The organism is Lacinutrix sp. MEBiC02595, from assembly GCF_053601555.1.
In genome coordinates, this window is sequence record NZ_JBSHNU010000147.1 from 114,167 (window position 1) to 138,698 (window position 24,532).

A 24,532-nucleotide genomic window follows, 5' to 3' on the forward strand; every position below is an offset into this window, starting at 1 on the left:
TAAAAAGTAATTTGATATGCGTAAAAATTCAATATTAGATGCTCCAAAAAACATGGTTTTTAAAGCATTAAAGAAAACAAGAAAAGCTGCAGAATCGGCAAATGATTATGCGCTACATACCACAGAAGATGTTGTTAGTGAAACTATAGTTGTTGCAGAGCAATGGCAAACGGTTGCTAATAAAGCAATTAAAGATAGTTTGAAAATAGCTGCAACAAATCAAGATTTAGTTTTTACCGCTTTAACAGGTGTAAAAAAACATGTAAAACTTAGCAAAAAAAGATTTACTAAGCTTATGGCATAGTATTAAAGTTTTTGTTTATTATTAGGTTGGTTAGTTGAAAAGGTTGTCTGTAGAGGCAATCTTTTTTTGTTTTATAGATCTTCGTTTTAGCAAAAACGTTTCGTACTTTTATAGCAAATATTTGGTTAATGGCAAAGAAAAAGAAGATTTCAGCTTCTGAAATGATAACAATGTACATGGATTATGTGGTGGAACACCATAGTAAACCAGAATCGGTAACAAGTTTTGCAGAAGTGCATCATTTTGAAGACGAAGTATTTTATACGCTTTTCACCTCTTTTAAAGATTTAGAAAAGGATATTTATGTACTGCTTTTTGAAAATTCATTAGCTATTTTAAAGCAAACGCCAGAGTATATTACGTTTACTAAAAAGGACAAACTATTAAGTTTGTATTATACCTTTTTTGAAAATCTGTCGCTCAATCAAGAATTCATAAAAATCAATCTGAAAGGTTTTGAAAATCAGCTGAAAGCACTTGCGACCTTTTCAAGATTAAAACGCAGTTTTAAGGCATTTGTAGAAGATCTGAATCTAGAAACAATTAGTTTGAATGTCGATACTATTGAAAACATTCAAAAGAAAACCATTAAAGAATCCTTTTGGATTCAGTTCTTGTTTACCATGAAATTTTGGTTGGATGATACTTCAGAAGACTTCGAAAAAACAGATATTTTTATTGAGAAATCATTAAATACCAGTTTTGAGTTGTTAAATACCAAGTCTTTGAATAATATAATTGATTTGGCGAAGTTTTTGTATAAAGAGAAAGTGAAATAGCATTCCTGCAAGGTTTTTAAAACGGTGTGGGTGGGCAACTAAAAGTTACTCGCTATCGCGAGCATAAAATGAAAACACTAAAAAGCATACCAATTTCTAAAATCCAACGTGCATCTAAATTGGTGCAAACGGGAGCAAAAGTTGGCGTAAATTACCTGAAATATTATGGCGATAAAATGGTTAATTCGGAAGAAGAAGCTAAAGAACGTTTAGACGAATCTAACGCTACAGATATTTACGATAGCTTGAAAGACCTAAAAGGATCTGCCTTAAAATTAGCGCAAATGCTAAGCATGGAGAAAAATATTTTGCCACAAGCTTATGTGGAGAAATTCTCTTTGTCACAGTTTTCTGTGCCTCCATTATCTGCGCCATTAGTAATGAAAACTTTTAAAAAATCTTTCGGGAAATTCCCAAATGAAATTTTTGATGCTTTCAATCCGGAAGCAATAAATGCAGCGAGTATCGGACAAGTACATAAAGCAGAAAAAGATGGAAAAACCTTGGCTGTTAAAATTCAATATCCAGGAATTGCAGATAGTATTTTGTCTGATTTAGCAATGGTGAAGCCGATTGCTATGAAGATGTTTAACATAAAAGGCGAACATTCCGATGTCTATTTTAAAGAAGTAGAAGGGAAGCTATTGGAAGAAACAAACTATTTATTAGAAATAGCACAAAGCAAAGAAGTTGTTGCGGCATGTGCACATATTCCAAATTTAGAATTCCCTAGATATTATGAAGATTTCTCTTCACAACAAATCATTACGATGGATTGGATGGAAGGTATGCATCTTTCCGAATTTGCTAAAATAAATACCAATCCGGAGCTTGCAAGTCAATTAGGACAAGCTTTATGGGATTTCTATTTATATCAAATGCATATACTTAAAAAAGTACATGCAGATCCACATCCCGGTAATTTTTTAGTTTCGGAAAAAGGAAAATTAATCGCTATTGACTTTGGCTGTATGAAAATTATTCCGGAAGATTTTTACGTTCCTTATTTCGAATTATTCAATAAAGAAATACTGGACGATTCTAAACGGTTTCATAAGCAATTATTGAAATTGGAGATTTTAAGGAAAGACGATTCCAAAGAAGAAATAGCATTCTTTACCAATATGTTTCATGATGTACTGCGCTTTTTTACACAGCCATTTAGAGAAGAAACTTTTGATTTTTCAGATCCCGCATTTTTTGAGAAGATAGCAGCCATTGGTGAACGTTATTTTAAAAGTACAAGATCTAATAAAATGAATGCAAATAGAGGTTCTAAGCATTTTATCTATATGAATAGAACATTTTTCGGATTGTTTAATTTAATGTTCGATTTACAAGCCAAAAATATTAAGATTGATAATTATAAGAACTTCTGAAATTCTAACTAATCGGAGCTAAACCTTGAAGATATTAAAAATACTATGCGTGCATAGTATATTATGAAAATATCGTATCTTGTAAAAAAGACAGGTTAATTTGTGGTTTATTTTGATAAAAACATTAAATTTTCACATTAAATTAAAGGAATTAGCAATTTCTTAATAGAACAGTATAAAATACAAGTAACTAATAATGGCAAAAAAAATTGATTTGAAGGACATTGTGCAAGATGCATTCGATGCTTCAATACAGCAGATTTCAGGTTATGATGCAGCTTTTTTATATGCAGAATCACCAACGAGTCCAATGCATATTGCAACCTTAAATATTGTGGAAGGTTCCTTGAAATTTGAGGATTTTAAAGAAATTGTTGCATCCAAGTTGCATTTAGTTCCAAAATTTAGACAGCGTCTATTAAGTGTTCCTATGGATTTAGATTATCCATATTGGGTAGACGATCCAAATTTTGATATCGACTTGCATTTAAATCGTATTAAATTACCGGATCCATCGAACTGGAAAACGTTAAGGGATTTAACGTCCACATTATTTTCCGCACCTTTAGATTTACGTAGACCATTATGGTCGGTGCATTTTATTGAAGGGATCGACGAAATTGCACAAGTGCCAAAAGGTTCTGTTGCCATTGTAACTAAAGTGCACCATGTAATGATTGATGGTAATTCTGGCGTTGGTTTACTTGGTGTTTTGTATGATAGTGATGCAGATGGTAAACAGAAAAAACGATCGAAACCAAAACCTTTTAATCCAGAACCATTACCAGATGAACTTAGTTTGCTGTTAAAAAGTGGGTATGGCTTTTTAAAGAACCCATTTAAAATCCCAAAGACAGTTGTAGAAACGGCTTATAGTTTTATTAAAAGTAAAGCCGCAAAAAAGCTAAGTATTCAAAGAGAATTTAGTTCTACAAAATTTCCAGTACCAATAACCATTTTTAATGGTTCCATTTCTGCTAAAAGAACCTGGGGAACAGCCATTTTATCTTTTGATCGCATTAATGCACTTAGAAAAACAATGGGAGGAACTATTAACGATGTTATTCTGGCTATTTGTGCAGGGGCGCTTCGTCGTTATTTAGTAGAAAAAGAAAAGTTACCATTACATCCTTTGGTGGCAAATGTGCCAATTTCTATAAGAACAGAAGGCGGCGACAATAAAATGAATAATCAAATTGCTAATATGATGATTCAGTTAGCAACACATATCGAGGATCCGTTAGAGCGTTTAGAATATATTCAGGAACAAACCATGCTGGGTAAATCGAGACATAATACTATGGGAGCAAAAACATTGGCTAAAATGGCAGATGTGGTTCCTTTTGGTTTAGCTAATCTAGCCGCTGGATTATACAGTAAATACAATATCAAAGATTTACACAGGCCACCATTTAATGTTACCATTACTAATGTTCCTGGTCCAAGAGGTTTATTGTATTTAAATGGGCATAAAGTGGTTTCTATTTTTGGTTTAACGCCTGTTGTCGATGGTTTCGGATTGATTATTGCAGCATTTAGTTACAATGGGCAAGTAAGTATTACTACAACTTCGGACGCTAAAACAATGCCAGATGCAGATGTGTTTTCTAGATATATTAGAGAATCTGCAAACGAATTGGAAGCGGAAATCGCAAACCTAGGAAAGGATAAATCTGCCAGTAAAACAGCAAAACAAATAAAGAGCAAAAGTGGCCCATTTTTTACGGCTTTTAAAAAGTATGTAAAAACCAATCCTAAAGAAGTTAAAGCAGCTAAGGGTTTGTATCACATGCAATTAGATTTAGGAGATAGAACAGATGGCTGGGAATTAGATCTTACAAAGGCAACCGCAGTTATTAAAAAGAAGAAAAATTTAGCCCCTAAAGTGTTAATCGAAATTGAAGATGAAAATCTATTTGCTTTGTATAAAGGCAAGTTGCTTTTAGAAGAATTGAAAATTCAAGGGCGAATTAAAATAACGGGAACTGCAGCAAGTAAAACAAAGTTCATGAAGCTACTTTCTGCATTTTTAGAACGATAATGAATGCATTATAATACACATATATTACAAGCTACAGATGGAGAATCCATTTGTTATTATAAATGGGAAGCGAATCCCAATACACCTTTTAAAGGAATGGTACAAATCGCACATGGACTAGGAGAACATGCAGGTAGATATGATGCTATGGCGCATCTTTTGCAAGATGAAGGGTATTCTGTTTATGCTAATGATCATCGTGCACATGGTAAAACTGCCGAAATAAAACGTTTGTTTGGGTATTATGATGGCAACGAATATTTTGATGATTGTATTGAAGATATGCATGTGTTGTCTAATTTAATGAAAGCCGAAAACCCGAAAACTAAATTTATATTATTTGGGCATAGCATGGGATCGCTTTTTAGTAGAAAGTATGTTACAAAATACGCGGAAGAATTAGATGCTTTAATTTTATCTGGAACAGCAAGTTTTATCAAAGGACTTGGTAATATAGGGCTGTTAACCGCAACAACAGTTACCGCTTTTCGCGGAAGAGCAAGAGGAAACGAAGTTTTAAAATCTTTCTTTTTTGGCGAATTTAATAAAAAGTTTAAACCAAATAGAACCAAGTTTGATTGGCTAAGTCGCGATGAAAAACAAGTCGATCTTTTTGCTGTAGATCCATATCGTGTGGAAGATTTTTCATTAGGTGTGTTTTTAGATATTATTAAAAACTCTAAAAAACTGAATAAATCCGATGCTTTTAAAGCAACTCCTAAAGATTTGCCCGTACTTATATTTTCGGGAGATAAAGATCCTGTTGGCGAAATGGGAAAAGGCGTAAAACGTGTCGTAAAAGAATATGAACGTCGTGGTATGGAGGATTTAACCTTTAATTTATATGAAGATGGCAGACACGAAATGCTTAATGAAACCAATGCAGAAACGGTTAAGCAAGAAGTTTTAGATTGGTTAAATGTACGTATGCAAGATTAAAAAAAAAGAATGGAAGAAACCCAAATTATATATAGAATTTTTACACGATTAGCAGTTGCTTTAGGGACCTTAAATGGCTGGACTATTAAAGAAGCAAAAAAGCTTACGAACCTACAATTTAAGCAGCATCCGTATCAAAAAGAAATTAAAGCGCTTATTAAGAATATAGATACAGATGAACACGAAATTATTGAGGAGCTATTAGATAAATCTATTTTAGTATGTGATGAATTAGGTCCGAATAGAGATTATATCACCTTAGTGAAAATCTTAGAAAACATAGAGCGTTCTATTTCTGAAGGTCACGACCAAAATGAATACAAATACACCAATTCTATTCTTGATAGATTCAAAAAAGAAATCGCATTTATAAATAAAAAAATCCCTTTACCACCATTATTTAATATGGTAATGGAGAGTAGGTCGATAATCGAATGGTCTTCCATTTATTGCATATATCCATTTATACCAAAGCGAATGGAAGGTAAAGGAAAGCCTGTATTGTTAATTCCTCCATATTTAGGGGATGATTCTTCGACAACATTTGTTAGAAAATATCTAAAATCTCTTGGTTTTACTACCTATAAATGGGAGTTGGGGTTTAATATGGTGAAGTCCCATTACATTCCTAGATTAGAAGAAAAGCTAGCAGATATTTATCAAGAACATCAAGAAAAAGTGAGCGTTGTAGGCTGGAGTGGCGGCGGAATTTTTGCTAAAATAATGGCAAATAGACATCCAAATCAAGTCGAGCAAATTTTAACCATAGGTTCTCCAATCTGGGGTGTTATGGATATGAAAACACCACTTTACGGTTTGCTAGAATTTTTTAGAGGAAAGTCTTTAAAGGAGCGAAACGAAAGATTTCTTGCAGAACTAGAACCAATACCAACAGTGCCAGTAACCTGTATTTATACAAAAACAGATGGTTTAGTCCCTTGGAAACATTGTATGGAAGCAGAAACCTATAGAAAAGATATTAAAAACATAGAGGTCTATGGAAGTCATTCGGGAATGGGAGCAAATGCTAGCGTTTTATTAATAACGGCAAAGGCATTAAGTGCCAATTTAAATGGAAAAGAAATACAAGACGTTTCTTCTAATATGGAGCGTTTTTTGTATCCTAATTTTTGGAACAAAGCAAGAAAAGCATTTCTAACAAAAAAGCCAAAGGTACAAGTCATAAAATAATAAGGTATGGATCATATTATTGAACATCATAAATTCCAAGAAGCTTTAAAGCGAATTGCAAAGGAGCAAAAGTTAGATTTTGAAGATGTAAAAAAGCAAGGGGCAAAGTGTATTAAAGAATTATACGCACAACAGCATCCAATTGCCAAATTGATGTCTGTAAAAAGCTTTGATTATATACTTTCTAGAGCCTATAATGATAAGATTGATGTCGATCCTAAAGGGATAAAAAAACTCATGAAATTAATGCAGCAAAATTCAGTTGCATTCATCATGACACATAAAACCTATTTAGATACGTTGGTGTTAATTTCAACATTGGCGCGTTATGGAATGCCAATTCCCTATTCCTTTGGCGGAAGTAATTTGGCGTTTCCAGGATTGAAACAATTAGGGAATAATGCAGGACTTATTTTTATTCGCCGCAGTTTTAAAGACGATCTCATTTATAAAGCAGCTTTACGTCATTACATCGCTTCTATTATTGATAAAGGCGATCATTTAACTTGGAATATTGAAGGAACGCGATCCAGAACCGGAAAAATTATTTATCCGCAAATGGGAATTTTAAAATATATTAAGGAAGGGGAATCGCAAAGTACAAGAAATATAAAATACGTGCCGGTTTCTATTGTTTATGACTTAATTCCAGATGTCAAACAAATGACAGAGGAAGGAAAAGGACAAGAGAAAAAATCGGAAAACATAAAAGAAGCAGTCCGTTATATCCAGAAACTAGGAAATGATTATGGCCGTGCAGCAATTCGATTTGGAGATCCTGTGGAAATGGATGAAGACCAGCAAGCCATCATTCCAGATATGGAAGAAGATAGTTATGCCGATAAAAATACACTACCACGTTTTGCTTTTGAGTTAATTCACAAAACCAACGCGATTACACCAGTAACTACAGTTTCCTTAATCTGTCATGTGTTGCTAAACGATTTCGCTTTAACCAAAAAAGAAATCGAATTTAAGGTAAATAGATTAATGACATACATTGGTCAGAAACAAGAAGATGTACTTATTGATCGTGGTAAAAAAATTGGTGTTACCATTCAAACCGCATTAAATTTATTAAAAGGAGCACGAATAATTCAAAAAAGTAGAGCAGGACAAAAAGCGCAATACAGTTTAGTTGCTACCGAGTATTTACCAGCAACCTATTATGCAAATATGGCTTCGGGTCATTTATACCATCAAGCGTTTATTGAAATGGCTTTGGTGAAAATAAAAGAGGATACTTCTGCGCATCGAATTACGAATTTCTGGAATGAAATTATGAAGCTTCGTAACTTATTTAAATTTGAATTTTTCTATACTAATAAGCCAAAGTTTAGCAGCGAAATTGAAACCGAACTAATGCGTTTCGATAAAAACTGGAGAGCCATTTTAGCAGATCCAAAAGGGGATGTTTCTGCTTTATTGAAGAAGCAAGATTTATTCGTTTCTAGAGCAATTCTATTGTCGTATTTAGAAGCAGATAAAGTGGTTTGTCATACCTTAAATAGTTGGGATACCGACGATGATTTTACAGATAATGAATTCCTAGAACTTTCTATGTTTAAAGGAAAAGAGCTGCATTGGCAATCGAAGATAACGCGTCTAGATAGTGTTTCTAAACCATTTTTAATTAACGCACTTCGTTTTGCTAAAAATGCAAATTTAATTCCATTGGATAGAGCCATAGATTATGCCGCTTTAGAAAGTTGGAAAAATCAGTTGGAAGATTTATCTGAAAGATTATTCTTCTTAAAGCAAATAGAAAATATTCAGGATGAAAAGGGATTAAAAGAAGAACCGCAAGAACACAGTATGGTTCCCGATTCTGGAAATGATGAAGTACATCAAGAAGAAGTGATAGAAGAAGGACCGCATATTACTGCGTTTTTCGACATGGATAGAACGCTAATCAATGATTTTTCTGCAAAGAAATTTATGACAACACGTTTGTTTAGCGGAAAAACAACAGCAAAAGAATATGTAACTCAATTTGCTACCGCAGCAGTATTTGCTTTAGGAAATAGAGATTTTGAAGTGCTTACTAAAATAGCAGCACTAGGAGTGAAAGGGATTAAAGAATCTGCTTTTACCGAATTAGGGGAACAAGTTTTTACCGATTATTTAGAAGAAACTATTTATCCGGAATCTCGTGAGTTAATTGAAAAGCATTTAGAAAAAGGACATAAAGTCGTTATTATATCGGCAGCAACAACGTATCAAATAGAACCCATTGCTAAAGCATTAGGCATAAAAGATATTTATGCTACGGAAATGGAATTGCGTAATGGTAAATTTACCGGACGTGTTTCTGAAATGTGTTGGGGAGAAGGTAAAGCGAGAGCGGCAAGAAAGTATGCTAAAAAGAACAATACAGACTTATCTAAAAGTTATTTTTATACCGATAGTTTTGATGATTATCCATTGTTGAAAATCGTTGGAAAACCGGTTGCAACAAATCCAGATGCACGCTTGTCACAAGTAGCATTCGAAAATAACTGGCCAATTCTAAGATTTGAAGAGCCAGTAGGAAAACCTTTAGTTAATGGTTTTAGAACAGGACTAGCAGCTGCAACTATTTATCCTTCTGCTATAAAAGGAATAATAAAAGGGGCAATGACGTTGTCTCGACAGGAAGCTGCTAATACTACATTTTCAAGTATTGGAGATTTAGGTTCTAAAATGGCAGGTTTAGAAATTGCGGTAAAAGGAAAACATAATTTAGAAGAAATAAGACCAGCTGTTTTTTGTTTTAATCATCAAAGTGCTGCCGATTTCTTTATTGTGATGAAATTAATCCGCCATGATTTTACAGGCATCGCTAAAAAAGAGTTAGAGAGAACGCCTTTCGGTCCCATATTTAAAGCACTAGGTGCTATTTATGTAGATCGTGCTAATAAGGAAAAGGCAATTGAAGCGATGCAACCGGCGGTAGATGCCTTAAAAAGTGGTATTTCCGTTGCAATTGCACCAGAAGGTACCAGAAGTGGAAGCAAAACTTTGGGAACGTTTAAAAAAGGCGCATTTCATTTAGCAATGCAAGCAGGAGTTCCTATTATACCTATTGTAATTAAAAACGCATATATGGCAATGCCAAAAGGAACGAGCATGTTTAAGCCAACGCATATTGAAGTGGTTGTTTTAGAGCCTGTAGATACATCCCTTTGGAAATTAAAAAATATCAATAAACATATTGAAGAAGTTCGTAATTTATACCTTAACGAATTAGAAAACTAAGCATATGAAACTAAACGTCGGAATTTTAGGAGGAGGTTCTTGGGGAACCACAGTAGCATCATTAACTGCAAAAAATAATGATACTATTTTATGGGCAAGAAATGAGAAAACCGTTCATGAAATAAATGAAGAACATGCTAATTCTAAATATTTGCCAGGAGCCAAATTACATAAGAATTTAAAAGCTTCTACTTCTATTGAAGAAACGGTGAAGAATGCCGATGTGATTGTTATGGGAATCCCTTCGCAACATTTTAGAGAAGTGTTACGCGCAGCAAAACCTTTTATTAGACCGTGGGTTCCTGTTGTAAGTTTGTCTAAAGGTTTAGAGTTAACTACCAAAATGCGAATGACGCAAATCATCGAAGAAGAACTTCCTGGGCATCCAGCAGGTGTTTTAACGGGGCCTAATTTGGCGAAAGAAATACATGCAGGTCAAGCAGCAGCAGCAGTAATTGCGATGGTAGATAAAACCATTGCCAAACAACTACAACAAGTATTTAGCACAGGATTATTTCGTGTGTATACCAATAATGATGTGATAGGTTGCGAACTTGGTGGTGCTTTAAAAAATATTATGGCCATTGCTACAGGAATGGGAGATGGAGCAAATGCAGGAGACAATACAAGAGCTGCGTTAATTACTAGAGGTTTGTCTGAACTAACAAGACTAGGAATTGCAATGGGAGGAAAACGACGAACGTTTGCAGGACTTGCAGGAATGGGAGATTTAGTAGCAACTTGTTCGAGTTCCAAAAGTAGAAATCATCATGTAGGGTTTCAAATCGGACGAGGGAAAAGCTTAGAGCAGATTATAGAAGAAATGGATGAAGTTGCTGAAGGTGTGAAAACAGCAAAAGTGGTCATGGAATTAGCCAAAGATTATAAGGTAGATATGCCAATTTCTAGAGAAGTATATAAAGTGCTTTATGAAGGAAATACAGTTAATGATGCCTTTAGAGGTTTGATTAAATTGGAGAGTGGATCGGAGAAGGAGCCAGGGTAAGGATTGATTTTAGATAGCATACTTTCAAAACGCCACTTTATAATACGCAGTAGTTTCACCATTCGTTTCTATGACCAAATTAGTTGCATTCAATTTTTTTAAAACCGAGGTCCAATTACCATATTTATAAATATATTCCAATATAAAGGTGGTATCTTCTTTCTTTAAATAAATATGCGAGTGTGATTTTTCAACAGGCTTGTATTCTTCTTTCGTTTCTGTTATTATTACATTTTCAACGTTTCCTCGACCATTTTCAAACCAATAATGATAAATACTTTTAGATCCATCATTTTTAATTTTCCAATACCCAGTAATTGCTTCTTCAATTTCTTTATCCGAAGAGCAACATTCTAAATTTTGTGCTGAGGTTATGTGTGGAATTAGGAATAAAAAAACCAAGAAATAATTTTTATATAGAGGCATTTGAAGAATAGGTTTAATAGCTAATAAATAACAAGGTACTGTTTTTTGATGAAATGAAATGTTTTTTAGTTGCTAGAAGCTAAATGTTTCTGTACTTTTGCTCTCCGAATTATGGATATTAACAATACTGTTTTCGCTTTCGCGGAAATTAATAAATACTATATAAATGAGCCCAAAAGGAAAAAAAACATTTGATGTTTTAATAGAAATCCCAAAAGGAAGTAGAAATAAATACGAATACGATTTTGATTTACATAAAATCCGTTTCGATAGAATGCTTTTTTCATCCATGATGTATCCTGGAGATTATGGTTTTATTCCAGAAACTTTAGCGCTGGATGGAGATCCATTAGATGTATTAGTCATGGGAACAGAACCAACTTTCCCAATGTGTGTTATGGAAGTAAAACCAATTGGAGTATTCCATATGACAGATGAAAAAGGACCAGATGAGAAATTAATTTGTGTACCTACTACAGATCCTATCTGGAATATTTATAACGATATTGACGATTTAAATCCGCATAGAATAAAAGAAATCACCCATTTCTTTCAGGTGTATAAAGATCTAGAAAAGAAAAAAGTAGATGTTGGTGGTTGGGGAAATGCAGAAGAAGCTTATGAGATTTTAAATAAATGTGTGGAGCGTTATGAAAATAGCGAACATAAAGCAAATGGTAATTTTACCATATAAGACTTTTTAAAATATAAATTATAAAAGCCCTTTCATTTTAAATGAAAGGGCTTTTTGCTTTAAAATACTGAAATATAGCGTGTTGTGATTTTTTATTTCTATATTTTTAATAAAACCCTTGTGTGGTAAGTTTTTCTTTGTGAATCAGATTAAAAAAAGCGTAGTTTTTGTGTTAAAAAATTGTCAATTTTAAAATATTTTTTACTTCTATTTGATTTTATTACTTTAGCAATCGTTAAAAACTAATCAAACTATAAAATAATATGGAATCAATGATGATTTATATGCCAATTATATTGGCAATTTTAGGATTAATTTACATGGTTGTAAAGAAATCTTGGGTAATGAAACAAGATGCTGGAGATGGCAAGATGAAAGAAATTTCAGATCACATCTACGAAGGTGCCTTAGCGTTTTTAAATGCAGAATACCGTTTATTAGCAATCTTTGTAGTTATAGTAAGTGTATTACTTGCAATAGTATCTTTTGTTGTGCCAACGACACACTGGTTAATTGTTGTCGCTTTTATTTTTGGAGCTTTCTTTTCTGCTTGGGCAGGAAATATGGGGATGAAAATAGCGACTAAAACAAACGTAAGAACTACACAGGCCGCACGTACTAGTTTGCCAAATGCACTTAAAGTGTCTTTTGGTGGTGGTACAGTAATGGGACTTGGTGTTGCTGGTTTAGCAGTGTTAGGTTTAACCGCATTTTTTATATTTTTCTTCCACTTTTTTATGGGTGGGGTTTGGACAAGCACCATGGACATGACTATTGTTCTTGAAACGCTAGCAGGTTTTTCTCTAGGAGCGGAATCTATTGCGTTATTTGCACGTGTTGGTGGAGGTATATATACTAAAGCAGCAGATGTTGGTGCAGATTTAGTTGGTAAGGTCGAAGCTGGTATTCCAGAAGATGATCCTCGTAATCCGGCAACAATTGCAGATAACGTAGGTGATAATGTTGGGGATGTAGCAGGAATGGGAGCAGATTTATTTGGTTCGTATGTTGCAACAGTATTAGCAGCAATGGTACTTGGTAACTATGTTATTAAAGATATGGGCGGAAATATTAGCGATGCCTTTGGAGGTATTGGACCAATTCTATTACCAATGGCAATTGCTGGTGTAGGAATTATTATTTCTATTATTGGTACGATGCTAGTTAAAATAAAAAGTAACGACGCTAAAGAAACTCAGGTAATGGGCGCTTTAAATGTTGGTAATTGGACCTCTATTATTTTAGTTGCCGCAGCATGTTACGGTTTAGTAACATGGATGTTACCAGAAACGATGCAAATGAATTTCTTTGGGGAAGGTCTACAAGAAATTTCTTCCATGCGTGTATTTTACGCTTGTTTAGTTGGTTTAGTAGTTGGAGCAGTTATTTCTTCGGTTACAGAATATTATACAGGATTGGGGAAATCTCCAACTTTAAAAATTGTACAACAGTCAAGTACGGGTGCGGGAACTAATATTATTGCTGGTTTAGCTACTGGTATGATTTCTACATTCCCTTCTGTTTTGTTATTTGCTGCAGCAATTTGGGCTTCGTATGCATTTGCAGGATTTTATGGTGTTTCTTTAGCAGCTTCTGCTATGATGGCAACAACTGCTATGCAACTAGCAATTGATGCTTTTGGGCCAATTGCCGATAATGCAGGTGGTATTGCAGAAATGAGTGAACAAGAGCCAATTGTAAGAGAGCGTACAGATATTTTAGATGCTGTTGGTAATACAACTGCTGCAACAGGAAAAGGTTTCGCAATCGCTTCTGCTGCATTAACGTCATTAGCGCTTTTTGCTGCTTATGTTACATTTACTGGAATTGACGGAATTAATATTTTTAAAGCTCCTGTTTTAGCAATGCTATTTGTTGGTGGAATGGTTCCTGTAGTATTTTCTGCTTTAGCAATGAATGCGGTAGGTAAAGCTGCCATGGAAATGGTAGAAGAAGTACGTAGACAATTTAAAGAGATTCCAGGGATTATGGAAGGAACTGGGAAACCAGAATACGATAAATGTGTTGCTATTTCTACAAAAGCATCCTTAAAAGAAATGATGTTACCTGGTTTATTAACTATTGGTTTTCCTTTAGTAATTGCATTTGTACCAATGATTTTTGGAATGAATAATCTTGCTATTGCAGAAATGTTAGGTGGTTATATGGCCGGTGTTACTGTTTCTGGTGTGCTTTGGGCAATCTTTCAGAATAACGCTGGAGGTGCTTGGGATAACGCTAAGAAATCTTTTGAGGCAGGAGTAGAGATTAATGGAGAAATGACGTATAAAGGTTCTGATGCGCATAAAGCAGCTGTAACTGGAGATACCGTTGGAGATCCTTTTAAAGATACTTCTGGACCATCCATGAATATTTTAATTAAACTTACTTGTTTAATTGGTTTAGTAATTGCTCCTATTTTAGGAGGGCACGCGGAAGAAGGAATGGTCGTGACAGATACCGTTCAAATGGAAAGTGTAGTAAGTGACGCCAAAACAGAGGTAATGCATAAAGCTGCTATTGAAAAATTTGCAGATGGTACCGCAAGAGCAACAATAAAAACGGTTAGTATTACAAACGGCATAGAAGATATTAAAACGGAAGTTTTAGAAGGTGTTTTTAATGATGTTCTTAAAATTGTAGAAGACTCAGAAAGAGATATTTATATAAAAATAATTGATGTAAAAGAATAAGTTTCTTTATATTTTATGAATTAAAACCACGCTTTATGCGTGGTTTTTTGTTATTTTGAACTAATCAATTATTCATGAGATTATTTAAAAAAGATCCTGCTCAAATTATTGCATTTCAAAGCTATGGAACAGATACGCACTTTTATTTACGCGGAAGAACTCTTGAAGACGAATCCATAGATTTAGAACAGCAAGGTTTTTTTAGTGTGTTAGTGAATACCTGGAAGCGTTTAGAAAGCGATGAATTAAAACATGTTGGTATTACGGTGCAATTACCAAATGGGCAGTTTTTAGAAGCCACGAGCGATAATCATGGTTATTTTAAAGTAAAAGCAGATGTGCAAGGTCTAAAAGTGATGGCTAATGCCGAAGGTTGGTTGCATTGTGAAGTTGCTTTTAATGATGCTTCTATTAAGGAAAACATACAAAAGGATAACCGGTTTCCTGCCGAAATATTAATACCTTCTAGTAAAGTAGATTTTGGTGTTGCTAGTGATATAGATGATACTATTTTACATACCGGAGTGGTTTCTACCTTAAAATGGCGTGTGCTTTATAATACCTTTTTTAAATCTGCAAAAATGCGTTTGCCTTTAGAAGGTGCTGCAGATTTTTATCATTTATTACATCGCGGAAAATCTGGTGAAAATGCAAATCCTATATTTTATGTCAGTCATAGTCCGTGGAATTTATATCGTTATTTAGCATTGTTTTTAAAACAAAACAATTTTCCGAAAGGTCCCATATTATTGCGGAGTTTTAAAGATGTTTTTAAGCGAAAAAAAGTGGATGAAAAACCGCAAAAACAAAAAGAGATTTTAGATTTATTAACTACATATCCAGATTTACCTTTTATTTTAATTGGCGATAGCGGGGAGCATGATCCGGATATCTATATAGAGATAGCCGAGTTGTATCCAGAACGAATAAAAGCGATTTATTTGCGTAGCGTAAAACATAAAAAGAAAATGATTCGGGTAAAGTCTTTACTTGCAAATTATAAAACGACTCCTGCTTTGTTAGTGGAAAGTAGTGCGCAAGCGATTATACATGCTCGGGAAAATAATTTTATCGTATAGCTGAAAATACTATTGTGAAGTGCTCCTTCCTTTAGTTAAAGGAAGGTGGTTTTATGTTTTAACAAAAAAGCGGATGGTTTGTCATAAAAGGCGAAGCTCTTTTTATGTATTCGAGTAATGCGTTAAGGATTGCAGCGACATCCTTTTTTATTTTTCTTAAAAAAGATATAGCGAAAAGCCTGACTTTTTACGTTGCTATAAGGCTTGTGCCCAATTTTTTTGGGTATCTAACCTGGCAGGTATGCGTAAAAAGTAACGCCCTAGAAAAAATATTAGATTAAAATAATCCGTTTATTTGTGCATCAATTTTATTCAAAATAAAACCTAAATCTTCTGGGTTATCTACAAAATCGAGATTGTCTACATCAATAATTAATAGATTTCCCTTGTTGTAACCAGTAATCCAAGCTTCGTAACGTTCATTTAATCTGCTTAAATAATCGATGCTTATGGAGTTCTCATAATCGCGACCACGTTTGTGAATTTGCGACACCAAATTTGGAATAGAACTGCGTAAGTAAATTAGTAAATCTGGACCTTCAACAAAACTTTCCATAAGGTCGAAAAGCGATTTGTAGTTTTCAAAATCACGATTGGTCATCAAACCCATAGCGTGCAAGTTGGGTGCGAAAATATGTGCGTCTTCGTAAATAGTTCTGTCTTGAATAATGTCTTTACCGCTTTCTCTAATTTGCGATACTTGACGGAATCTACTATTTAAAAAGTAAACTTGTAAATTGAAACTCCAACGTTCCATTTGATTGTAAAAATCGTCTAAATAAGGATTGTCTACTACGTCTTCTAACTGCGCTTCCCATTTATAATGTTTGGCTAGTAATTTTGTAAGGGTGGTTTTACCAGCACCAATATTTCCTGCTATGGCAACGTGCATATCTTATTTAGTTTTTAGTTGAAATTTAGAAAGCGTTTTCTCGTGGCAAATATACAAGGTTTCATTGGTTAGTAAAAACTGATTTATTAACAAATTTGGTATTTTGATTTCTAAGAACTGATCGGTGTTTTTCTGTAAAAAATAAAGGCTGTTCTCTTTTTTTAAAATTAGATTACCGTTATCTTCTTCTATATTAGTAAAACCTTCATTTTTAATTTTTTGGGTCAAACTACCAAAGTAATTGTATTTATATAGGTAGTTTTCTGTAAGCAACCAGCAAAAATTAAAGTTACTTTTTAAGTCTAAAACAGTAGATTGTATAGGCAGTGTTGTCGCTCTTGTTTTATTGATTTTATAGTCATAGACTTCCAATTGTTGGGTGTCTGTGTTAAAAATCCAAAGGGTATTATCGTTTCCTGCAGAAATTAACGATACACTTTTATAAGGTTTTGTAGTGTTGAAGTCTATTTTAAAGATTTCGGCTAGTCGATTATCTAAAATTATAGCAGTATTAAAATCTTTGTAAAACACATTTATTTTTAATGGGTTAAATGCATTTGCTGAGGTGATTTCGCCCAGTTGTACATTACTGTAACTGGTGGTGTTTTCGGGATTCTTTTTATATAGAATATTATGGTCTAGTTGGTATTGGGTTCCAAAATTATCCATAGCAACCATAGTATTTGTTGGTGCTTCTGAATTTTGCAGAAAAATGGCTTCTATCGCTTTTTGTCCGAAAGCGGAAATAGATAATAGGAAACAGAATAGGATATATATACTTTTCATAGGAAAACGGAAAGTACAAAAATTGAACCACTTTCTAGCAAATTAATTTATAACCAAAGCCTCTCACGTTTATTATTTGTAATGTGCTGTCTTGTTTTAGTTTTTTTCTAAGCTTGCTAATAAAAACATCCATGCTTCTGGCGTTAAAAAAATCATCGTTTCCCCAAAGTTTATTTAGTATTAAAGAGCGATCCAATACTTGATTTTTGTTTTTTAATAGATGAAATAATAAATGTGCTTCTCTGTGAGTGAGTTGCACCGCAGCTTCGGTTTTGTATTGCAGTATTTGCTTTGGAAAGTGAAATGTGAAATCGCCAATAGGAAGTGTTTCGGCAGTTTTTTGAACTTTGGTTCTATCGATTAGATTATGAATTCGAACAATAAGTTCTTCCATGCTAAATGGTTTTTTCAGATAATCATTACCGCCAATTGTAAAGCCTTCTACTACATCTTGCGTTTGTGATTTTGCAGTTAGAAAGATAATAGGAATGGTTTCGTCTTCTGATCTAATTTCTTTTGCCAAAGTAAAGCCGTCTTTTTTTGGCATCATCACGTCTAGAACTAATAGTTCTGGTTGTTCTTTTTTGTAAGTAGAATAAGCGGTTTCGCCATTATCGCAAAGCAATACTTTAAAGTTTCGGGTTTCTAAACTTTCTTTGATGATTTGTCCTAAAGCAGGTTCGTCTTCCGCCAGTAATATGGTGATTGGTTTATGCATTAGGAAGTGTTAGTTTAAAGGTTGTTTGTTTATTTTCTAGATCTAATTGAATCGTTCCGTTATGTTTCTCAATGATTTTCTTGGTGTAGTACAACCCAATTCCGAAGCCTTTTACATTGTGAATATTCCCTTTTGGAACACGATAAAACTGTTCAAATATCTTTTCTTTATTGGCTTTTGTTAATGTGTTTCCGTTGTCGGATATACAAATAATAAAGCATTGTACGTTTTGTTCTAATTGAATGCTGATTTTATTTCCACCATATTTAATCGCATTATCAACAATATTATTAATCGCATTTTCTATATGAAAAACGTCTATAAAGGCTAAGATTTTTTCTGGATTTGTATTTAAAAGGATACTCTTCTTATCCAATTGCAATTCGTGTTTGTCTACTATCGATTGCAATAAATCGGTAATATTATATTTTTCTTTTACCAATTGTAAACTGTTGCTATCTAGCGTGGCTGTTTCTAATAATTTTTCAACCATTGTATTTAGCTTAGCTAATTGATTAGTAGAAATATTTAAATAATTAGAAGTTTTCGCTTTGTCTTCTTGGACATTGAAATTTTTAATACTTTCTAAGGCAACGCTAATAGTGGCGATTGGCGTTTTAAATTCATGAGTGATATTACTTATCAAATCGTTTTTTACTTCTGCTAGTTCCTTTTGATGTTTAATAATTTTCAATAAATAGAACAAGCTAGAAATTATTGCTAAGGCTAAGACTAACGACAATAGCATGCCTAGTAAACCTTCTTTTAAAATGATACTTGTGGCATTAGGATAAGCCATCGTTATTTTTTCATGTGGTTTTAAAAACTTGGATTTCGATGTCGTCGTTAAATAAGGAATAGGAACAATGGCTTTATTAGAAGTATTAATAATGCTGTCGTTTTTAAAATGTTTTAACGTAAACGGAATTGCAATTTTTTTTCTGTTTAACTCTTTTATAATTAAAGGGCTTAGTTTGGAGAAGTTTAAGGTGTCTTCTAGTATAGATATGTAAATGGAAGAAATGTTTTTTGTTAATTCTAAACTATCCGCTACTTTTTGGTCCCAAATTACTTGTATTTGTTTGGTGGTATTCCCTTCTTTTAAAAAGGTAAATCCACTACTAGAATCTTGCATTTGTGTAAATCCGGTGATGTCTTCTCCAAGTTTATCTTTGTATTCTTTTTCAAGGACAAGAAATAGCGAATCTGCATCTTTATGTGGTTTGCTATGTATATTAATGTTGCTAGTTTCATTGTCGATAAAGGTGATGCGTTTATTAGATTGTGCCAAATCTGCATAATACGCATCCAGAGCATTATCTAAACTCGTTTGCACATTATTACTAAAATGCTGCTTGTTTTGCAGGTAGTTTTTATAGTTCCAATAGCCTTGTACTACTATCGTTAGTACAATAGTAGTTAGGATTAAATATAGAATCCAACGGTATTTTTTTGTATTCATATTTCAAATGTATAAGTAAAAACTCTATAAAACCAATCGCTTAACACTAGTTAACACTCGTTAACTATTAAAAGGTATTTATAGTTTCATATTTGCGGTGTATTAATCAAAAAACACAAGTTATGATATTTAAAAACACAGGTATTCTTTTACTGCTAATCGTTTTTTCAACAAGCGTATTTGCACAAGATTTTCAAGGTGTAGCAACTTATAAATCCTACCATAAAATAGATTTAAAAGGAAATGATAATCAGAGTAAAGCGATGCAAAAGCAAATTCAAGAGCAGCTTCAAAAACAAATGCAAAGAGAGTACACGCTAACCTTTACTAGAAATGAATCTATCTATAAAGAAAACGAAAAACTTGCTGCTCCTACGCCTTCTTCTAGCGGATTTCAAATTACGATAGAATCGAGTTCCGATGTGCTGTATAAAAACATAAAAGAAAATAGATATGTAGAAGAATCTGAAATTTTTAATAAGCGGTTTTTAATAAAAGATAGCCTGAATAATAACTACTGGAAATTAGTTAATGAAACCAAAAATATTGGAGAATATACTTGTTATAAAGGGACGTTTTCAGAAGAAGTAGAAACAAAAACTTTTATCGACGGAAGCTTAGAAACCGTACAAGAAGAACGCACAACAATTGCTTGGTATACGCCGCAAATCCCAGTGAATAATGGGCCACAAGACTTTCATGGTTTGCCCGGACTTATACTTGAGATTAATGACGGTAAGCTGACTTTAATATGTTCTAAAATTATAATGAACCCTAAAGATACTATCGAAATTAAAGAACCAGAGAAAGGAAAAGTGGTTTCGCAAGAAAAATTTGATGCAATCATGGAGAAGAAAGACAAGGAAATGATGGATCGTATGCATTCTGGAAAAAAGGATGGAAGCAGTATTATCCTTATTGGTGGATAGCTTTTTTAAGAAAACTTTAACATTTGTAACTTAAACGTTTTGCTGTTTTTCATGTCTTACCAAAGTCAGTAAAAATAGTATTATACATAAAAACTACAAACGCTTAAAAATGAAAACATTAAAAACACTATCTATTCTCTGTTTTGCACTTGTTACTAGTGCGTACACTTTTGCACAACAAGACTTTCAAGGGAAAGCGTATTACGCATCTAAAACTACTGTAGATATGGACAACTTTGGTCGTCCAGACATGTCGCCAGACAGAAAAAAGCAAATGATGGAACGTATGAAAAGCTTTCTTGAGAAAACCTACATTCTTACGTTTAACAAAACGGAATCTATTTATAAAGAAGAAGAACAATTAGCTGCTCCAGGAGGATCTCAAGGTAGAGGTTTTGGAGGTTTTGGTGCTAGTTTTGTTGCAGGAGAGCAATATAAAAATGTGCAAAGCAATGCGCTATTACAAGAACAAGAGTTTTTTGGAAAACAATTTTTAATTAAAGATTCGTTGCCAAAATTAAAATGGAAAATGACTGGGGAAACCAAACAAATTGGTCAGTATATGGCTATGAAAGCTACTGCAATGAAACCTGTAGATAAAATGAGTTTTGCAAGTTTTAGACCAGGATCAAGAGGTGGTGATAAAGAAACAGCAGATAAAAAAGGCGATTCTACCAAGGTAGATAAGCCAGTGGAAGAAAAAGAAGTGCCAAAAGAAATTGAAGTTACTGCTTGGTACACCATGCAAATTCCAGTAAACCAAGGTCCGGGAGAATATTGGGGGCTTCCAGGTTTAATACTAGAAGTTAGTGCAGATAGAACGACTGTTTTATGTACTAAAATAGTTTTAAATCCTGAAGAAAAAGAAAGCATCAAAGCGCCATCTAAAGGAAAAGAAGTTACCAAAGAAGAATACACAGAAACCGTTACTAAGAAAATGGAAGAAATGCGCGAAATGTACGGAGGTCGTGGAGGCAGAGGATCAGGAAGAGGTCGTTAATCCATTAAAGTGTCTATTCAAACCAACCTTAAATTTTAAAAATGAAAAACCTTTTAACGCTACTAATCTGTTTAGTAGCAAGTACCACTTTTGCTCAAGTTAGAGTAGAAGGCGTAGTCAAAGATAGTATTGGTAACCCTTTAGAACTTGCCAATGTTGTAGCTATAAATCAAGAAACAAAAGCATTAGATTCTTACGGAATTACCAATGATACCGGACGTTATAAACTCTCTTTAGAGAAGAATTCTAATTACCAAATACAAGTGAGTTATATTGGTATGAAAATGACCGAAGATCTTTTTAGCACCAAAGAAGAAGATCTTACCAGAGATTACACTTTGCAAGACGATAATACTTTAGACGAAGTAGAACTAGTCTATGAAATGCCGGTAACGGTGAAAGGAGATACCATTGTATATAACGCAGATTCTTTTAAAACGGGAACCGAAAGAAAACTAGAAGATGTTTTAAAGAAACTTCCAGGAGTAGAAATCACCGACGATGGTGAGATTGAAGTAGAAGGAAAGAAGGTTACTAAAATCATGGTAGACGGAAAAGATTTCTTTGATGGAGATACCAAATTAGCAGCAAAAAATATTCCTTCCAATGCGGTAGATAAAGTGCAGGTACTTAAAAATTTTAGTGAAGTTGGGCAATTAAGTAGCGTTACCAATAATCAAGATAATATTGCGATTAATATAAAACTCAAAGAAGGAAAAGATAAATTCTGGTTTGGAGATATTACGGTCGGTGCAGGAATTGCAAGTGATGACGGATTATATAAAGTGCAACCTAAACTCTTTTTCTACAGTCCGAAAACAAGTATCAACTTTATTGGAGATTTAAATAATACCGGTGAAATTGCCTTTACACGTAGAGACTATTTTAATTTTACAGGTGGTTTTAGAAACCTAAGTCAGAGTAGTGGAACCAATATTAGCTTAGGCGATAATAGCCTAGGTTTTTTAAATACAACCAATAATAAAGCCGAAAGTATAGAGACTAAATTTGCAGCTGCAAACTTTAGCCATGCGCCAAATAAAGCATTAACGTTTAGCGGATTTGGAATTTTCTCCGGAACAAAAACAGCAATTCGTGAGAATAATGAAGTTACCTATACCGATGATGAATTGAGTATTCCAGACGAATCTACTACCAATTATACACAGCAAGAAAGTAATTTAGGATTGCTAAAATTAAGTACGGTGTATAAACCAAATGCAAGTAATCAATTGGATTATGATATCTTCGGAAGGCTATCGAAGCAAACACAAAATCGTTTTTTTAATTCTTCCGTTTTAGGGCAAGTCGATCAAATAGAAGAGCAAACGCCATATAGTATTAATCAGAATTTAAACTACTATTATACTTTAAACGAAAATAATATTTTTTCTTTTGAAGCACAGCATTTATTGCAAGATGAAGATCCTTTTTACAATGCATTTATTGAAGACAAAGCGACCTATTCTAGTACCGCAGATAATTTAGGATATGACGATGCGCAAACTGCGTATGATGCTGCACAAAACAAACGTGTAAAGTCCAATAAATTAGATGCAAAATTAAATTACTGGAATGTACTCAATCAAAAGAGTAATCTAAATTATACGGTAGGTTTGGTGTATAGCAATCAGAAGTTTAATTCCGAAATATTTCAAATTCTAGATGATGGTTCAGAATATGATCCAACACCAATCGACGGTTCTAATACCAACGATGTAGATTATACTTTTAGTGACGCTTATGTTGGTGTGCATTATAACTTAAAAGCGGGGAAGTTTACGCTAACACCAGGTTTCTCTGCGCATGCATACAGTACCAAGGATTCGCAATTCGGATCTACAAACTCCAATAGTTTTGCTAGAATTTTACCAGATGCGACGATAAGATTACAACTTAAAAAGAGTGAAAATCTAAACTTGAGTTATTCCATGCAAACCAATTTTACAGATGTCACGCAATTGGCAGAAGGTTTAATTATGAATAATTACAGTTCGTTGTTTTCTGGAAATCGTGAATTAGAAAACTCTTTATCGCATAATTTAAATCTATCGTATTTTAGTTTTAATATGTTTAATTATACCAATGTATTCGGGTTTTTAAACTATTCTAAAAATATAGATGGAATAAGAAATAGTACAGATTTCGAAAGTGTAATTACCACTTCCACACCATTTAATTCCGATTTTGCAGATGAAACTTTTTCTGCTCGTGGCCGTTTTGAGCGTCGTTTCGGAAAAATAAAAGCCAACCTTTCTGGATCTTGGAGTTGGGCAACCTTTAATCAGTTTGTAGGCGGAAATCGAAGTGAAAACAAAAGTTTTACACAAACCTATGGCTCTCGAGTGAGTACCTTTTTTAAGAATGCGCCAAACGTAGAATTGGGTTATGACTTAACTATTAATGATAACGACCAAGGAAATAATAACACCAAATTTTATACGCACCGACCATTTATAAACGTGGATGCTGTGATTTTAAAAGACTTTAGTTTTGTTACCGAGTACAGTTATTACGATTTTAGAAATACCGAAACTTCATTGAATACCTATGGCTTTTTAGATGCTTCCTTAACCTATCAGAAAACAGATAGCCAATGGGAGTACAAAGTAGGTGCAACCAATTTGCTAGATACGCAAAGCTTGAGTCAGAGTAACACAGGAAATATTTCGGTGAGTAATAGAGAATATTATATTCAGCCAAGATATGTGGTGTTTAGTGTGAAGTATAACCTATAAATTCCCGCGCAGGCGGGAATCTCATGAAGCATACGTCATTATGATACGCAGAGCGACGTAGTAATCTATTCTAATAGAACCAATCGTTCTGTTTTTATGGCGTTACCCTACTTCGCAAAAGCTACGTAGCGTCAGGCTGTCCGTTGTATCTTTTTTACTTGTTCTCGATACTATTTGCTCATGCTTCACAAAGCACTCGAACAGACATAAAAAAGGATGCCACTTCCATCCTTAACGCA

General features: G+C 33.8%; 19 protein-coding genes. 14 read left to right on the forward strand and 5 right to left on the reverse strand.

All coding sequences use genetic code 11. The features are described 5' to 3' along the window. Positions 1-16 precede the first annotated feature (16 nt). The 8 genes from ACVCZW_RS02730 to ACVCZW_RS02765 all read left to right on the forward strand — a co-directional run bounded on the left by ACVCZW_RS02730 (position 17) and on the right by ACVCZW_RS02765 (position 10,876). Complete coding sequence (locus tag ACVCZW_RS02730) at positions 17-304, forward strand: hypothetical protein (protein WP_452231055.1); 288 nt, start codon at positions 17-19, stop codon at positions 302-304. Positions 305-432: 128 nt separating this feature from the next. Continuing rightward, the gene (locus ACVCZW_RS02735; RefSeq protein WP_452231589.1) at positions 433-1,083 is read left to right on the forward strand and encodes a TetR family transcriptional regulator C-terminal domain-containing protein; all 651 of its coding nucleotides are present in this window, start codon (positions 433-435) and stop codon (positions 1,081-1,083) included. 68 nt (positions 1,084-1,151) lie between these two features. Beyond that, positions 1,152-2,462, forward strand: coding sequence for an ABC1 kinase family protein (locus ACVCZW_RS02740; protein WP_452231057.1), 1,311 nt, complete (start codon positions 1,152-1,154; stop codon positions 2,460-2,462). 196 nt (positions 2,463-2,658) lie between these two features. Further along, positions 2,659-4,503, forward strand: a complete 1,845-nt coding sequence (locus ACVCZW_RS02745; protein WP_452231058.1) for a wax ester/triacylglycerol synthase family O-acyltransferase — start codon at positions 2,659-2,661, stop codon at positions 4,501-4,503. Between the two features lie 3 nt (positions 4,504-4,506). Then, on the forward strand, positions 4,507-5,442 hold the full coding sequence (locus ACVCZW_RS02750; protein ID WP_452231059.1) for an alpha/beta fold hydrolase: 936 nt from the start codon (positions 4,507-4,509) through the stop codon (positions 5,440-5,442). A 9-nt stretch (positions 5,443-5,451) separates the two neighbouring features. After that, positions 5,452-6,633, forward strand: a complete 1,182-nt coding sequence (locus ACVCZW_RS02755; protein ID WP_452231060.1) for an alpha/beta hydrolase — start codon at positions 5,452-5,454, stop codon at positions 6,631-6,633. Between the two features lie 6 nt (positions 6,634-6,639). After that, entirely contained in the window at positions 6,640-9,870 is a 3,231-nt protein-coding gene (locus tag ACVCZW_RS02760) for an HAD-IB family hydrolase (protein WP_452231590.1), read from the forward strand. Between the two features lie 4 nt (positions 9,871-9,874). Then, on the forward strand, positions 9,875-10,876 hold the full coding sequence (locus ACVCZW_RS02765) for an NAD(P)H-dependent glycerol-3-phosphate dehydrogenase (protein ID WP_452231062.1): 1,002 nt from the start codon (positions 9,875-9,877) through the stop codon (positions 10,874-10,876). A 24-nt stretch (positions 10,877-10,900) separates the two neighbouring features. Here the strand turns inward: ACVCZW_RS02765 and ACVCZW_RS02770 are convergent, their stop codons facing one another. Next, on the reverse strand, positions 10,901-11,278 hold the full coding sequence (locus tag ACVCZW_RS02770) for a hypothetical protein (RefSeq protein ID WP_452231591.1): 378 nt from the start codon (positions 11,276-11,278) through the stop codon (positions 10,901-10,903). A 190-nt stretch (positions 11,279-11,468) separates the two neighbouring features. Between ACVCZW_RS02770 and ACVCZW_RS02775 the strand changes: the two genes are divergently transcribed. The 3 genes from ACVCZW_RS02775 to ACVCZW_RS02785 all read left to right on the forward strand — a co-directional run bounded on the left by ACVCZW_RS02775 (position 11,469) and on the right by ACVCZW_RS02785 (position 15,768). Next, on the forward strand, positions 11,469-11,996 hold the full coding sequence (locus ACVCZW_RS02775; RefSeq protein WP_452231064.1) for an inorganic diphosphatase: 528 nt from the start codon (positions 11,469-11,471) through the stop codon (positions 11,994-11,996). A gap of 263 nt (positions 11,997-12,259) precedes the next feature. Then, positions 12,260-14,689, forward strand: coding sequence for a sodium-translocating pyrophosphatase (locus tag ACVCZW_RS02780; RefSeq protein ID WP_452231065.1), 2,430 nt, complete (start codon positions 12,260-12,262; stop codon positions 14,687-14,689). Between the two features lie 74 nt (positions 14,690-14,763). After that, on the forward strand, positions 14,764-15,768 hold the full coding sequence (locus ACVCZW_RS02785) for an App1 family protein (protein ID WP_452231066.1): 1,005 nt from the start codon (positions 14,764-14,766) through the stop codon (positions 15,766-15,768). Between the two features lie 277 nt (positions 15,769-16,045). Here ACVCZW_RS02785 and ACVCZW_RS02790 read toward each other — a convergent pair whose 3' ends face one another. Genes ACVCZW_RS02790 through ACVCZW_RS02805 form a run of 4 tightly spaced genes read right to left on the reverse strand, consistent with a single transcriptional unit; the run spans position 16,046 to position 19,626 of the window. Next, complete coding sequence (locus ACVCZW_RS02790) at positions 16,046-16,660, reverse strand: deoxynucleoside kinase (RefSeq protein ID WP_452231067.1); 615 nt, start codon at positions 16,658-16,660, stop codon at positions 16,046-16,048. Positions 16,661-16,663: 3 nt separating this feature from the next. Next, positions 16,664-17,446: a hypothetical protein gene (locus tag ACVCZW_RS02795; RefSeq protein ID WP_452231592.1), complete on the reverse strand. Its 783-nt coding sequence runs from the start codon at positions 17,444-17,446 to the stop codon at positions 16,664-16,666. A gap of 34 nt (positions 17,447-17,480) precedes the next feature. Further along, entirely contained in the window at positions 17,481-18,164 is a 684-nt protein-coding gene (locus ACVCZW_RS02800) for a response regulator transcription factor (RefSeq protein ID WP_452231593.1), read from the reverse strand. Next, the gene (locus ACVCZW_RS02805; protein ID WP_452231594.1) at positions 18,157-19,626 is read right to left on the reverse strand and encodes a sensor histidine kinase; all 1,470 of its coding nucleotides are present in this window, start codon (positions 19,624-19,626) and stop codon (positions 18,157-18,159) included. The genes ACVCZW_RS02800 and ACVCZW_RS02805 overlap by 8 nt, the downstream gene beginning before the upstream one ends. 122 nt (positions 19,627-19,748) lie before the next feature. Here ACVCZW_RS02805 and ACVCZW_RS02810 point away from each other — a divergent pair, with 122 nt between their 5' ends. The 3 genes from ACVCZW_RS02810 (at position 19,749) to ACVCZW_RS02820 (ending at position 24,293) form a co-directional block, all read left to right on the forward strand. Next, a complete protein-coding gene (locus ACVCZW_RS02810; protein WP_452231595.1) occupies positions 19,749-20,555 on the forward strand; it encodes a GLPGLI family protein in 807 nt (268 codons plus the stop codon). Positions 20,556-20,664: 109 nt separating this feature from the next. Further along, positions 20,665-21,555: a GLPGLI family protein gene (locus ACVCZW_RS02815; protein ID WP_452231596.1), complete on the forward strand. Its 891-nt coding sequence runs from the start codon at positions 20,665-20,667 to the stop codon at positions 21,553-21,555. Positions 21,556-21,596: 41 nt separating this feature from the next. Beyond that, positions 21,597-24,293: a carboxypeptidase regulatory-like domain-containing protein gene (locus tag ACVCZW_RS02820; protein ID WP_452231597.1), complete on the forward strand. Its 2,697-nt coding sequence runs from the start codon at positions 21,597-21,599 to the stop codon at positions 24,291-24,293. Positions 24,294-24,532: the final 239 nt, after the last annotated feature.